The sequence below is a fragment of the Actinomadura rudentiformis genome (assembly GCF_008923185.1).
Taxonomy (GTDB): domain Bacteria; phylum Actinomycetota; class Actinomycetes; order Streptosporangiales; family Streptosporangiaceae; genus Spirillospora; species Spirillospora rudentiformis.
This window is the reverse complement of record NZ_WBMT01000007.1, coordinates 297257-311138: the sequence shown is the minus strand read 5'-3', so window position 1 is coordinate 311138 and position 13882 is coordinate 297257. Positions and strand designations below refer to the sequence as shown.

Sequence of the window (13882 nt, the reverse complement as noted above, 5' to 3'; positions counted from 1 at the left end):
CCTCGGCCGCGGCTCCCTCCCACACCTCCCGGGAGCCGCGGCCGAGTGCTGTCCGGGTGTAGGAAGAGATCCAGTGTGAAGGACGGCCAGGGTTCCGGATGAGAACAGGGCGACCGGCCCCCCACAGAAGGACCCACATGAACGAGAGCCACGCCTCGCATGCCGCCAGAGCCCCGGACGGCGACGCGGCTGTGATCGAGAAGTCGTGGCATGAGCCCGAGGTGTTCGCCGAGATCTTCCACCGGTACTTCGACGAGATCCATCGATATGTCGCGCGGCGGCTCGGTACCGATGCCGCCGACGACCTCGCCGCCGAGACGTTCCTCGCGGCGTTCCGCAGGCGGGATCGCTTCGATCCCGCCAAGGGCGCCGTCCGGCCGTGGCTCTACGGGATCGCCACCAACCTGGTGTCCGTGCACCGGCGGTCAGAGCGGCGCTTCTTCCGGGCGCTCGCCAGGACGCCGGCCGAGCATGTCGCCCCCGGTCACGAGGACCGTGTCGCCGCCCAGGTGAGCGCCGGCGAAGTCGGAAAGGAACTCGCCAGGGCACTGGCGCGGCTGCCCTCCGGCGACCGGGACGTGCTGCTGCTGGTGGCGCTCGCCGATCTCAGTTACGACGAGGTCGCGCAGGCGCTGGATCTCAAGAACGGAACGGTGGCCTCGCGGCTGAACCGGGCTCGGAGAAAACTTCGTGAGGCGCTGGGCGGGGTCAACCCCACGCTCACCACCGAGGAGTCGCCCGCATGAACGAGATGAAGATGGTCCGCGACCTGCTCCAGGAACCGCCGCCGCCGACCCCCCAGGTCTCCGCCCACGCTCTCACTTGCCTGAACGATGAGATCTCCGGCCGCCGCCAGACGTCCCGGCGAGTGCGCTGGACGATTCCGCTCGCCCTAGCGGCTGTGGCCACGGCGGCGGCTGTCGCGGCGACCGCGGTCACAGTGACGGGCGGTGAAACCCCAGGGCCCACCCCGACGCGCTCGGCCTCGACTCCGCAAGCGCTCGCGCTGGACACGATGTCGACGCAGCAGATCCTGCTGGCGGCCGCAGCCGCGGCTGAGCGAAAGCCGTTGACCGACGGTGCGTACTGGCGTGTGACCACCATCCAGGAGAGCTGGACGAAGGGCACCGGGACGATGCGGCAGCTGAACGTCCACTGGTACGGCAAGGACGGCCGGTACCAAGGCGGCGGCCGTCACTTGGAGGGCCCGTACAAGGGCAATGCGGGTTTGGGGAAGCCTTCGCGCCCGTCGCCGCGTCCCTTCTCGATCGTGGATCAGTCCTTCTCTCTCCAGGAGATCCGTGGGATCCCCGGCGATCCCAGCGGCGTCGTCGCCTGGGCACGAGGGGCTGCCAAGAAGCATTTCCCGCTGGCCGGTGAACGAGACCGTGAGTCATTCGTGGACCATTTTCTCCTCGGGTTGCTCGCCCAGGTGCCCGCGCTGCCCAAGGCCCGTGCCGCCGCATTCCGCGCTCTGGCGGCGCGACCGGGCATCAAGAGCGGCGGCAATGTCCGGGACAGCGAGGGACGGATGGGGAGGGAGTTGCAGTTCGACAAGGGCGGCCGACGGGTCCTGGTTGACCCCAACGCAGGGATGCTCCTTGCCGAGTACATCGTCCTCCCGAAGGCCCGCAAGCTCCACAGGTCGACCTTCCTGGAGGCCGTCTGGACGAACGAGCGGCCCAGCATCCCTAAAGCCCCCTGATGGAAGTGGGGAGCGGACATCGGATGAGAAGAGGTGAAATCTGTCCACGCCGATGGATGAGGCCTCATCTTGAAGGAGCCACGCATGACCGCTCCCCCCGATGTCGCCATTCCCTCACCCGAGGGAGTGGACGACGCGTCGGTCATCGAACGGTCCTGGCATGAGCCCGAGCGGTTCGGCGCGATCTTCGACGCCTACTTCACGGAGATCCACCGGTACGTGGCGCGCCGCCTCGACGTGCATGTCGCCGACGACATCGCCGCCGAGACGTTCCACGCCGCGTTCCGCAAACGCCGGACCTACGACCTGACCCGCGGCGACGCCCGGCCCTGGCTGTACGGCATCGCCACCAACCTGATCGGCCGGCACCGGCGCGACGAGACGCGGAAGTACCGTGCCCTCGCGCGCCTGCCGATCGACGGTGGCGCGACCGGCCACGAGGACCGGGTCGCCGCGCGGGTGAGCGCACAACAACAGGTCAGGGGCCCGCTGGCCGATGCGGTCGCGGGCCTGCCCGCCAAGCAGCGCGACGTACTGCTGCTGGTGGTGCTGGCCGAGTTGTCGTACGAGGAGGTCGCCCAGGCGCTGGGCGTCCCCTTCGGCACGGTGTGCTCGCGGTTTAACAGGGCTCGAAGGAAATTGCGCGAGGCACTTGGCGGGACCAATCCACTGCGCGACGAGGAGAGGACCCGATGACCGATCTGAACGAGCTCACCGAAGTACGGGCGCTGTTCGACGATCCGCCCGCGCCCAGCGCGCAGGTCGTGGCGGCCGCCCGCAGACGCATGGCCGAGGATGGCCGGAGCGAGCGGCGGCCGTGGCGGTTGCAGGCCGGGCTCGCCGGGCTCACGGCCGCCGCCGCGGCGGTCACGCTGGCCGTGGCGACGTTGGGTGGAGGCGGGTCGGAGCCGCCTAGGCCAGAACAGCCCGGGGCCACGGAAAACAAGGTGGGCGGCAACAACATTCTGCTCGCTGCCGCAGCCAAAGCAGAACGGGAGCAGGTGGGTCGCTATTACCGGACGCGAACGGTCGCTGAGCCGGTCGTGTACGCGGCGCCCGGCGGCTATGTCGTCGCCCGTAAATCGGAGAGCGACGAGTGGGCTCCGCGTTCCATCTCTGACGCGTACGTCGCGTACCACCGCCCGCTGGGCATCGGCCCGGCGACCGGCGCCGACCAGGCGGCGTGGCGCAAGGCGGGGTCGCCGCGGAAGTTCCGCGTGAGGACGGCCGACGATCCGCGCACGATCACGCTGGCGATTTCTGGGCCGGGCGAATGGGAGACCTTCCGGACGACCGGCGCCGAACGCAAGCGGCTGTGCAAGTGCGATGTCGAGCCGTGGATGGAGCGCGAGAAGCTCGCGTCCGCGCCCGGCGGACTGGAGCGACTGCTCTTCCCGGAAAAGCAGAAGCAGGCGCGGCTGGGCGACCGGCCGTTGCGGATCGACCCGGCGAACAGGCTGCTCGGCAGCTATGACGTGCTGACGGAGGCTGCCTCGCCCAAGGTGCGCGCGGCGGTGTTCCGGCTGCTGGCCGGGCAGCCGGGGATCACGATGGTCGACGGCGTGCGGGACATGCGCGGCCGAACCGGGGTCGCGCTGGTCGGGCGCGGCACGACCATCGGCGGCGCGGGCGGCGTCTTCGATGTTCAGCTCATCATCGATCCGAAGACGTACCAGGTGCTGGGCAAGCAGTATGTGGTCGTCACCAAGGGAGGCCGCTTCCCCGGCGTGCAGCCCGGCGCGGTGGTCGAGCGCCACGCGGTGCTGGAGGCGGGCTGGACGAACGAGAGCCCGCACCACTGATGTGAAAGTGATTCCGGGCATCGGGTGATACGTGCTGTGACCGCCACCCGTGCCACGGAAAGGCATCAGATGACGACAGGGAAATCCCTCGCCGCCGCGCCGCCACGCGCGGCGGCGTCCCTGCACGACCCCGAAGGGTTCGGCGAGGTCTTCGACACGTACTTCCGGGAAATCCACGGGTATGCGGCGAAGCGCCTCGGCCGGGACGCGGCGTATGACGTCGCCTCGCAGACGTTCCTGGAGGCGTTCAACAAGCGCCACCGCTACGACGAGGCGCGGGCGGGCGTCCGGACGTGGCTGTACGGGATCGCCACCAACCTCATCGGCAAACACCAGCGCAGCGAGGTACGCGGCCTCCGTGCGCGGGCGCGGCTCGGCACCGCGGCCGACCGCGCCGAGGGGCATGCCGAGCGCGTCGACGATCAGGTGAGCGCGGAGGGCCTGCGCGGCGCACTGGCCGACGCGATCGCCAGGTTGTCGCAGGGTGACCGTGACGTGCTGCTGCTGGTCGCGCTCGCCGAGCTCAGCCACGAGGAGGTCGCGGCGGCGCTGGACATCCCGTACGGGACGGTCGGGTCCCGGCTGAGCAGGGCCAGGAAGAAGGTGCGCGAGGCGCTGGGCGGGACCAACCCGATGCTCGATCTGGAGGACGACCATGGATGAGACGCGGATCGTCCGCGAGGCGTACGGACAGCCGGCGCCGCCCACACCGGACGAGATCGCACGGGCTCGCGCGCTTCTGGGCGGTGGATCGGGCCGCCTCGACTTCGCCGGACCCGCAGGCGATGCCGCGGACGACGTACAGGTGATCACCGTGGGCCCGGCGGCCGCACCGGTGCCGGGTCGGCGCCGCCGGTTCGGGTGGCGTGCGCAGGCGGGGGTCGGCATGGTCGCGGCGGCAGCGGCGGCGGTCACCGGCATCGTGCTCCTGGGCGGCGCGCCTGCCGAGCCGGACCGGCGCCCGGCGGCCGGTCCGGGCCCGAAAGCCGCACGGGACCTTCTGCTCGCGGTGGCGGAACGGTCGGAACGGCTGCCCGACACCAGGGGAAGGTACTGGTACAGCGACCAGATCACCGGGCAGTCGTACATCATCCGTGTGCCGACCGGCCCTTATGCGATCGTGGGCGCGCACGACGAGTTCTTCCAGTGGTCGGGCGCCAGGGCCGGTGACGGCACGGCGTTCTACGGGCGCCGGCTGCCTGCCAGGCCGCTGACGCCGGCGGACGAGGCGGCCTGGCGGCGCGCGGGGTCACCGGGGAAGTTCCGGGTCTGGTCCAACGACCATTTCCAGACCTACATGCGGAAGGCCTCGCTGTGGAAGATCGACGACCCGGATCCGCGCGGCGGCGGGTCGTTCTTCCTCCAAGGGGCCGGCACGAGGTTCACCACCGAGGAGGTGCTCGCCCTCTCGGCGGATCCGGCCAAGCTGACCGCCCTGTTCCTCCAAGCCGATCTTCTGGTGGGGCCCAAAAGAGCGGAAGTGCTCAGAAAGCTGAAGAGGGACCTTGAGCCGATGACCCCGGCCGCGAAGCTCGGCCGGGTGGCCGCCATCCTGCAGAACGTGCCGATCTCACCGAAGGTGCGGGCAGGGTTGCTCCGGGCGCTGGTCCAGCAGCCCGGCGTGCGCGTGGTCGGTGAGACGACCGATCCGCTCGGGCGGCGTGGGGTCGCGGTCACCGCAGACCTGCCGCCGCGCCCGTCCCCCGGCCTCCCCGACCCGGTGATCACGAACGAGCCCGAGGAGGAGAAGGGCGACTTCGGCTCTCGCGACGAGCTCATCTTCGATCTCCAGACCGGTGAGCTGCTCTCGGAGCAGACGGTGCTGACCGAGCCCGGCGGCAAATACCGCACGCAACGGCCCGGGTTCCTGATCAACTACTGGATCACCAGGGACGACGGGTGGACTGACACCCGGCCCAAGCCACCGGGAGACCAGCCCTTCTGACCCAGCCCTTCTGACCCAGCCCAACGGTCCCAGGTCGACGGTCCCAGGTCGACGGTCCCGGGCTGACGGCGCCAGACCGACGGCCCGGGCTGACGGCGCCAGGCCAACGGCGCCAGGCCAACGGCCCCGGAGTCAACGGACTCCGGGGGCGCGGTCCTGCGCTCGGGCTTCGAGGCCGTCCAGGAGGCAGCCGAGCCCGAAGGTGAACCGGCCGTCCATGACCTCACCGCTTTCCTTGGCCCACACCTCCCGGAGGTGGGCGGTCAGGCGCGGGTGCCGCTCGCCGGTCACTTCGAGGTAGGGGCCCATGGAGGCCATCCAGTCCTCGGTACTGAACTCCTCCTGGTTGGCGCGCCAGCTCGCCTCGCTGCCCGCCGCGCCGATGACGTAGTCGTTGACGACCGCCTGCGCGTACTCCAGGTCGTACGCGCTGAATCCGGCCTGGCCGCAGGCGCCGAGGAGTCCGTCCATCGCGCGCGCGGCGTTCGGGCCGAGCATGGGACGGCTGCCGAACAACGGCACTGTCCACGGGTGCCGGTGAATCATCGTGCGCAGGCTGCGCGCGTATCCGATGACGGCGGCCCGCCAGCCGTGCGCGGCGGGGTCGGGCGTGCGGACCTCCGCCATGACGTGGTCGAGTGCGAGCTCCAGCAGCTCGTCCTTGTTCGTCACATGCCAGTAGACCGAGGTGGCCCCGGCGTTCAACCGCGTGCCGAGGCGGCGCATGCTCAGCCCGCCGAGGCCCTCGGCGTCGAGGAGTTCGAGCGTCGCCGCCACGATCTGGTCGCGGCTGAGCGTGGGCTGCTCCCGCCGTGCCTTCTGCGGACGTGTCCAGACCGACGTCGGTCGTTTCGCCATGCGCCGTCCTCTCCTGGGTCTCGTACAGTGTACCGGGACTTGAACGGTGTGCGAGTTCTCTCGTACAGTGTGCGAGTCAACTCGAACACCGTACGAGAGAAGTGGCCGATGTCCCCTCCCGAGACGTTCACCCCGCATCCCCGCCGCTGGCAGATCCTCGGCGTGCTGTGCCTCAGCCTGTTCGTGGTCGTGGTGGACAACACGATCCTGAACGTGGCGATCCCGTCCCTGCTCGCCGACCTGCCCGCGACGACCTCGGACGTGCAGTGGGTGATCGACGCCTACTCGCTGGTCTTCGCGGGCCTGCTGCTCACCGCCGGGAGCCTCGGCGACCGCTTCGGCCGGCGGCGGGCGATGCTCATCGGGTTCGCCCTGTTCGGCGGCGGCTCGCTGCTCGCCGCGTTCGCCGGCGGGCCGGGCATGCTCGTCGCGATGCGGGCGCTGATGGGCGTCGGCGGCGCGTTCCTGATGCCGGGAACGCTGTCGATCATGGCCCAGGTGTTCGCGCCGGACGAGCGCGCCAAGGCGTTCGGGATCTGGGGCGCCACCTCGATGGTCGGTGTCGCGGCCGGGCCCACGCTGGGCGGCCTCCTGCTGGAGCGCTTCTGGTGGGGCTCGGTCTTCCTGGTCAACGTGCCCGTCGCCGTGGTGGCCGTGATCGGGCTCCTGGTCCTGGTGCCGGAGTCGCGCGGGCCGCGCCGGCGCCCGGACGTGCTCGGCGCGCTGCTGTCGACGCTCGGCATGTCCGCGCTCGTCTGGGCGGTCATCTCCGGCCCGGAACACGGCTGGACCGGCACCCGGACGGCGGGCGGCCTGGTCGTCGCCGTGCTGGCGCTCGGCGGCTTCGTCGCGTGGCAGGCCCGCAATCCCGAGCCGATGCTGGACCTGCGGCTGCTGCGGCGCCGCGAGTTCAGCGGCGCCGCGCTGATGATCGCGGTCTTCTCGTTCTCGATCGCCGGCACGCTCTTCGCGCTCACGCAGTTCCTCCAGCTCGTCCTCGGCTACGGGCCGCTCAAGGCCGGGCTCGCCCTGCTGCCGGTCGCGATCGCCGCCGGAGCCGGCAACGGACTCGGCGCGAGCCTGGACGCCAGACTCGGCAGCCGGACCGTCCTCACCTCGGGCTTCTTCGCGATCGCGATCGGCTTCGGGCTCGTCGGCCTGGTCGCGCCGGGCGACGGCTACGCCGCGATCGTGGCCGGCCTCACGGTGCTCGGGCTCGGCGCGGGCATGGGCTCCCCGCCCGCGTACAGCACGCTCATGGCTGCCCTCCCGCGCGAGGAGGCGGGCGTCGGCTCGGCGGTGAACGACTCGGGACAGGAGATCGGCAACGCGCTCGGCGTCGCGGTGCTCGGCAGCGTCATCTCCGCCGCGTACGCCCGCGAACTGCCCGGTGACGCGCCCGCCGCAGCACGCCACTCGCTGGGCGAGGCGCTCGGTCTCGGCGACTCCGCCCTCGCGGACGCCGCCCGCGACGCGTTCGTGCACGGCTTGTCGGTCGGAGCCTTCTCCGCCGCCGCGTTGACGCTCGCCGCCGCGCTCCTGTCCCTGGTCCTCTTCCGTGCCCGCCGTGACGATCCCGCGAAAATTCACGGCCCTTCAGAGCGAAAGAGATCGGCTGCGGCGACGGAGTAGGGGTGACAGCCGGACACATGATCCCGGAGGGTTCCCCCATGACCAACACGATGGATGCGCCGCCATCCGACGGACCGCCATCCGACAGACCCCCGTCGGATGGCGAGACGGCGCATCACGTGATGGACGCCGACGACGCGCGGCTCATCACGGCCTCATTGCGCGAACCCGAGCGCTTCACCGCCATCTACGACCGTCACTACACGGCCATCTACCGCTATGTCGCGGGCCGTCTCGGCCCGCACACGGCCGACGACGTCGCCGCCGAGACCTTCCTCGTCGCCTTCCGGCGGCGCGCGCGGTTCGACGCGGAGCAGGGCGCGCTGCGGCCCTGGCTCTTCGGCATCGCGACGAAGCTCGTATCCCAGCACCGCCGCGCGGAGACCCGCCGCTACCAGGCCCTGGCCAAGGCGGGAGCCGGTCCCGCCACTGCTGACAGCCATGAAGAACGGGTCGTCACGTGGGTCACGGCGGAGGGTCTCCAGCCGCAGCTGGCCCGTGCCCTCGCCGCACTGTCAGCGAAGGAGCGCGACGTCGTGCTGCTGGTGGCGTTGAGCGAACTCGGCCATCAGGAGGTCGCGGACGCGCTGGGCATCCCGTACGGCACCGTCGGGTCCCGTCTCAACCGGGCGCGCCGCAAGCTGCGCGCCACCCTCGAGCTGGAAGGTCTGTAGCCATGGACGAAATGCGGATGATCGGCACGCTGCTCGACGAGCGGCCTTCGGAGCGTTCGGTGGCGGAGGGGCGTGCACGACTGGAACGGGAAGTGCGGTCACCGAGGCGGGTTCCTCGGTTCTCCAAGCCGCGCTGGACGTTCGCGGTCCCGGTGCTGGCGGCGGGCGCGGTCGCCGCGGTGACCGCCGTCGCGGTCGGGGTCTCCTCCGGCACGACGCCGCGCGCACCCGATGCGTCCCGTTCGGCGGTCCCCATGTCGGCCAAGACGGTGCTGCTCGCGGCGGCGACCAAGATGGAGCAGGCCGCGCCACCCGCCAGCGGGAAGTACTGGCACACGCTGACGCGGGAGCGCGTCACCATGACCACAGGGAAGAGCGAGTACGACCAGACCACCGAGCTGGGTTCGTGGGACGCCGGTCCCGGCCGCGAGGCGTGGGTGGCCCAGCGCAGTCTGGGCAGCCGCTACCTCGGCCCGGCGGCCGACGGCGGGCCGAAGGTCCTGGAGGGCGACGGCAAGCCGCGGCCCGAGCGGACCACCGACAAGGGGCCGACCGGCTGGACGAAGGTCAAGGTGCCGGGCGGGGGCACGTTCCAGATGGACGACTGGGGAGGGTCCGTCAAGGCACCGGACGTGCGGAAGCTGCCTGAGACTCCGGAAGGACTCAAGGCGTCGCTGCGGAAGCTCTTCGAGCATATGAAGAAGGTTGAGGGCAGCGGCATCGACGAGGCGGAGTGGCTGTTCCGCAACGTGGAGAATCTCAGCACCACACCCGCGTCGCCGAAGGTGCTCGGCGCCGCCTACCGGCTGCTGGCGGCCGATCCCGGGCTCCGTGTGGTCGGCACGGTCACCGACCCGCTCGGCCGTAAGGGCACCGCGATCGCCCGGCCGGTCGGCGAGGCCACCTGGAACGAGGAATGGCTGGTGATCGACCCGGCCACCGGCCGCGTGCTCGCCTACGAGTACGTGCGCAAGCCCGCGAAGGTCGTCGGCTACCACGTAACCCTCTCGTACGGCTGGACGAACACGGTCCCGAACTACCCGCTCGGCAAGGTCGGCTAGGGCACACCCAAGGGCATGCCTAGGGCCAGGTCGAGGGCATGCCGAGGGACATGCCTAAGAGCGCGTCCTAGCGGGGGACGAGTGCGTCGATGCCCGTCAGCGCCCGGCCGATGATGAGCTTCTGCATCTGGCTGGTGCCCTCGTAGAGGGTGAGCACGCGGGCGTCGCGCACGTACTTCCCGACCGGGGTCTCGTCGGTGTAGCCGTAGCCGCCGAAGACCTGGAGCGCGTTGTTGGACACCTTCACCGCCGTCTCGCTGGCGTGGTACTTCGCCATCGAGGCGGCGGTGGCCAGTTCCTGGCGTCCGGCGCCGCGGTCGGCCATCGCCGCGGCCCGCCAGGTGAGCAGCCGCGCGGCCTCGACCTCCACCGCCGAGTCGGCGAGCAACTCCTGGACGAGCTGGAACGCGGCGATCGGGCGGCCGAACTGCTCACGTTCACCCGCGTACTTCACCGCCGCGTTCAACGCGCCCTGCGCGAGGCCGGTCGCTCCCGCAGCGACCGAGATGCGGCCCTTGGTGAGCGCGCCGAGCGCGATGCCGAGGCCCTTGCCGACCTCGCCCAGCCGCGCCGAGTCCGGCACACGGACGTCTTCGAGGACGAGCTCGGCGGTGGCCTGGCCGCGCAGGCCGAGCTTGCCGTGGATGGTGTTGGCGGTGAAGCCGGGCAGGTCAGTGGGGACGAGGAAGGCCGTGACCCCGCGACCGCCGTCGTCGCTCGTCCGGGCGAACACCAGCGCGACCTTCGCCCACGTGCCGTTGGTGATGAACATCTTCTGCCCGTTCAACACCCAGTCTGCGCCGTCCTGCCGTGCCCGGCTGATCAGCGACCCGGCGTCCGAGCCCGTGCCCGGCTCGGTCAGCGCGAAGCAGCCGAGCGCCTCGCCACTGGTGAGCTGCGGCAACCACTCCCGCCTCTGCTCCTCGGTGCCGTGCGTGGCGATCGACTTGGCCACCAGCCCGAGAGACACCGACACGATGCCGCGCACCGACGAGTCGCCCCGTCCGAGCTCCTCGATCACCGTCGTGTAGCCGACCATGTCGCACTCGACGCCGCCGTACTCCTCCGGGATCCCCAGGGCGAGGAAGCCGAGCTCGCCCAGGCGCCGCACGATCCCGAGGTCAACCTCCTCCCGCCGGTCCCACTCCCGCACGTTCGGCACGATCTCCGCGTCCACGAACTCCGCCGCCATCTTCCGGAAGGCGGCCTGGGTCTCGTTGAGTTCCAAGTCCATGTCGTACGTCCTTAGCGGTAAAGGTCGGCCGGGGTCGTGCCGACGGAGGTCAGCGGCACTCCCGCCGCCGTGCGTTCGAGCAGCCACTGGCTCGGCCGGTAACGCGGGTCGTGGGTCTCCTCCTGGAGCCCGATCAGAATGCTCTGGACGATCTCCGGGCCCACGTGGTCGCCCCACTCCAGCGGGCCGCGCGGATATCCGAGCCCGAGCCGTACGGCGGTGTCGATGTCGCGCGGATCGGCCAGGCGCTGCTCGGCGATGCCGCACGCGACGTTCACGATCGAGGCGAGAAGCCGCTGGGCCACCGAGCCGGGAGCGTCCCGGACCACAGTGACCGGGCGTCCGGTCGAGGCCAGGGCGGCGAGGGCGGAGCGACCTGCGGCGGGGTCCGCGCCGGGGTGGACGGCGAGTGTGAGGCGGGACGTGAAGCCGCCCAGCGGGTCGACGCCGAAGGTGCGTTCCAGCGGCAGGCCCCAGGTATCCCCATGCGCCGTGACGCTCGAACCGTACGGGGTGGTCAGGACGATCGCCTCGTCGGACGGCTCCTGGCCGAGTTCGACCGTGACGTCGGTCGCCAGCAGCAGGGCGTTGAGCTGGTCGCGCACCTCTGCGTCGGTTTCGACGTCCACCCAGATCGGACGGGGCTCGGCGGACGGCGGGGTGGGCTCGGGCGGCTCCTGCCTGGCGCCGTCCACGTACGTGTAGAAGCCTTCGCCGGTCTTGCGGCCGAGGAGCCCGGCCTGCATCCGGGTGCGGGTGATGTGGGACGGGCGGAGACGCGGCTCGTTGTGGAAGCCGGACCAGACGGTCTCCAGGACGGGATGGGAGACGTCCAGCCCGGTCAGGTCCATGAGCTCGAACGGGCCCATCTTGAGGCCCAGGACGTCGCGGGCGATGCGGTCGATGTCCACGGGCTCGGCGATGCCCTCGGAGAGCAGTTGCAGCGCCTCAGTGGGCAGGCCGCGACCGGCGTGGTTGACGAGGAAGCCGGGAGTGTCGGGAGCGCGCACGGGCTCGTGTCCCATCCGCCGCACGAGGTCGGTCAGGGCCTCGGGGATCCAGGCGGCCGTGCGGGCGCCGGCGATGACCTCGACCAGGCGCATCAGCGGGACCGGGTTGAAGAAGTGCAGTCCGGCCAGGCGGGACGGGTCGGACAGCGCGGTGGCGATCGCGGTGACCAAGAGTGAGCTGGTGTTGGTGGCGAGGACGGTCCGCTCGCCGACGACCTTCTCCAGGGCGGCGAAGAGCTCCCGCTTGGTCTCCAGGTCCTCGCGGACGGCCTCGATCACCAGATCGCAGTCGGCGGCGGGCGCGAGGGGATCGCCGAGAGGACGCAGTCGGGTCTTGGCGGCCGCCGCGTCGGTCTCGTTCATACGCCCCTTGGCGACGAGCTTGTCGTACATCCCGCCGATGTAGGAGATCGCCTCGTCCACGGCTTCGGCGCGGGCGTCGGAGAGTTCCACGGTGATCCCGGCCGCCGCCGCGAGCTGGGCGATGCCGCGCCCCATCACCCCGGTGCCGATGACCCGGATCGCCGACACCTGCCGCGCCCACTGCTCCATGTCCATCCCCTTCATCCTAGAAATTCATTCTAGAAATATATTCAGACCGCGACGAGACCCATGTCACCGGCCCCCGCCACTCAACCACTCAGTGGAAGGGCCGTGGGAGTGCGGGCCGTCCGGGACCGTAGCCTGCGAGGAAACATCAGGGCGTGAGGAGCGAACGATGCGCGAAGTGGTGATCTGCGAGCCGGTGCGCACCCCGATCGGCCGCTTCGGCGGGGTGTTCAAGGACGTGCCCCCGGTCGAGCTGGCCTCCGCAGTGATCAGGGCGGTGCTCGCGCGCACCGACTTGCCCGGCGACGCGGTCGACGAGGTGATCCTCGGCCAGTGCAACCCGAACTCCGACGCGCCCGCGATCGGCCGCGTGGCGGCGCTCGACGCCGGGCTTCCGGTCGAGGTGGGCGGCAGCCAGGTCGACCGGCGCTGCGGCTCGGGCCTCCAGGCCGTGCTGAACGCGGCCATGCAGGTGCAGACCGGCGTCAGCGAGCTCGTCCTCGCCGGAGGCACCGAGAGCATGAGCACCGCGCCGTTCTACACGACCGAGGCGCGCTGGGGCATTCGCGGCGCCGGGCTCGAACTGCACGACGCCCTGGCCCGCGGCCGGGTGACTGCGGGCGGGGTCAACCATCCGGTGCCTGGCGGGATGCTGGAGACCGCCGAGAACCTCCGCCGCGAGTACGGCATCGGGCGGCTGGAGCAGGACGAGCTGGCCGTACGGTCACACGAGCGGGCTGTGGCGGCACAGAAGGAGGGCCGCTTCGCAGACGAGATCGTGCCGGTGACCGTCCGCTCCCGCAAGGGTGAGACCGTCGTGGACACCGACGAGCACCCGCGTCCCGGAACGACTGTGGAGAGTCTGGCCAAGCTGAAGCCGGTGATGGGCAAGGCCGACGCCGAGGCGACGGTCACAGCGGGCAACGCCAGCGGACAGAACGACGCCGCCGCGGTGGCCGTCGTGACGACACCGGAACGGGCCGCCGAGCTGGGCCTGCGCCCTCTCGTCCGGCTGGTGTCGTGGGCACAGGCCGGGGTGCCGCCGCGGACCATGGGCATCGGGCCGGTGCCCGCAACGGCCAAGGCACTGGAGGCGGCCGGGCTGACGCTGGCCGACATCGACCTGATCGAGCTGAACGAGGCGTTCGCCGCCCAGGTGCTCGCCGTCACCCGCGAGTGGGGCTTCAAGGACGCCGACTGGGACCGCACCAACGTCAACGGCTCCGGCATCTCGCTCGGCCATCCCGTCGGCGCGACCGGCGGCCGGATCCTGGCCACCCTCACCCGGGAGATGGACCGGCGCGGCGCCCGCTACGGCCTGGAGACCATGTGCATCGGCGGCGGCCAAGGCCTGGCAGCAGTCTTCGAGCGCGTGGGCTCCTGACCGTTAGGCCGGAGCCGTTCGGCAGGAG

Annotated in this window: 13 protein-coding genes; 10 read left to right on the top strand and 3 right to left on the bottom strand. The window is 71.0% G+C overall.

What is annotated here, in order from left to right; all coding sequences use genetic code 11:
- The first annotated feature begins 137 nt into the window (after positions 1-137).
- The 6 genes from F8566_RS17090 (at position 138) to F8566_RS17065 (ending at position 5452) form a co-directional block, all read left to right on the top strand.
- Entirely contained in the window at positions 138-746 is a 609-nt protein-coding gene (locus tag F8566_RS17090) for an RNA polymerase sigma factor (RefSeq protein WP_151561225.1), read from the top strand.
- A complete protein-coding gene (locus F8566_RS17085; RefSeq protein ID WP_151561224.1) occupies positions 743-1705 on the top strand; it encodes a CU044_5270 family protein in 963 nt (320 codons plus the stop codon). The genes F8566_RS17090 and F8566_RS17085 overlap by 4 nt, the downstream gene beginning before the upstream one ends.
- 84 nt (positions 1706-1789) lie before the next feature.
- Positions 1790-2401, top strand: a complete 612-nt coding sequence (locus tag F8566_RS17080) for an RNA polymerase sigma factor (RefSeq protein ID WP_151561223.1) — start codon at positions 1790-1792, stop codon at positions 2399-2401.
- Complete coding sequence (locus F8566_RS17075) at positions 2398-3507, top strand: hypothetical protein (RefSeq protein WP_151561222.1); 1110 nt, start codon at positions 2398-2400, stop codon at positions 3505-3507. Before F8566_RS17080 ends, F8566_RS17075 begins: the two co-directional genes overlap by 4 nt.
- A 69-nt stretch (positions 3508-3576) precedes the next feature.
- Entirely contained in the window at positions 3577-4170 is a 594-nt protein-coding gene (locus F8566_RS17070; RefSeq protein WP_151561221.1) for an RNA polymerase sigma factor, read from the top strand.
- Positions 4163-5452, top strand: coding sequence for a CU044_5270 family protein (locus F8566_RS17065; RefSeq protein ID WP_151561220.1), 1290 nt, complete (start codon positions 4163-4165; stop codon positions 5450-5452). The genes F8566_RS17070 and F8566_RS17065 overlap by 8 nt, the downstream gene beginning before the upstream one ends.
- Positions 5453-5584: 132 nt before the next feature.
- Here the strand turns inward: F8566_RS17065 and F8566_RS17060 are convergent, their stop codons facing one another.
- Positions 5585-6310: a TetR/AcrR family transcriptional regulator gene (locus F8566_RS17060; RefSeq protein WP_192809706.1), complete on the bottom strand. Its 726-nt coding sequence runs from the start codon at positions 6308-6310 to the stop codon at positions 5585-5587.
- A 108-nt stretch (positions 6311-6418) separates the two neighbouring features.
- Here F8566_RS17060 and F8566_RS17055 point away from each other — a divergent pair, with 108 nt between their 5' ends.
- The 3 genes from F8566_RS17055 (at position 6419) to F8566_RS17045 (ending at position 9677) form a co-directional block, all read left to right on the top strand.
- The gene (locus F8566_RS17055; RefSeq protein ID WP_151561218.1) at positions 6419-7942 is read left to right on the top strand and encodes an MFS transporter; all 1524 of its coding nucleotides are present in this window, start codon (positions 6419-6421) and stop codon (positions 7940-7942) included.
- A 122-nt stretch (positions 7943-8064) separates the two neighbouring features.
- Positions 8065-8616 (top strand): RNA polymerase sigma factor, encoded by a 552-nt coding sequence (locus F8566_RS17050; RefSeq protein WP_151561217.1) that lies wholly within the window; start codon positions 8065-8067, stop codon positions 8614-8616.
- 2 nt (positions 8617-8618) lie between these two features.
- Positions 8619-9677: a CU044_5270 family protein gene (locus tag F8566_RS17045; RefSeq protein ID WP_151561216.1), complete on the top strand. Its 1059-nt coding sequence runs from the start codon at positions 8619-8621 to the stop codon at positions 9675-9677.
- A gap of 67 nt (positions 9678-9744) precedes the next feature.
- On the opposite strand, the gene F8566_RS17040 is transcribed toward F8566_RS17045, so the two are convergent.
- Both F8566_RS17040 and F8566_RS17035 read right to left on the bottom strand, forming a co-directional pair.
- The gene (locus F8566_RS17040) at positions 9745-10911 is read right to left on the bottom strand and encodes an acyl-CoA dehydrogenase family protein (RefSeq protein ID WP_151561215.1); all 1167 of its coding nucleotides are present in this window, start codon (positions 10909-10911) and stop codon (positions 9745-9747) included.
- A gap of 11 nt (positions 10912-10922) precedes the next feature.
- Complete coding sequence (locus F8566_RS17035) at positions 10923-12479, bottom strand: 3-hydroxyacyl-CoA dehydrogenase (protein WP_225993257.1); 1557 nt, start codon at positions 12477-12479, stop codon at positions 10923-10925.
- Positions 12480-12639: 160 nt separating this feature from the next.
- Between F8566_RS17035 and F8566_RS17030 the strand changes: the two genes are divergently transcribed.
- Entirely contained in the window at positions 12640-13854 is a 1215-nt protein-coding gene (locus F8566_RS17030; RefSeq protein WP_151561214.1) for an acetyl-CoA C-acetyltransferase, read from the top strand.
- The last annotated feature ends 28 nt before the right edge of the window (positions 13855-13882 follow it).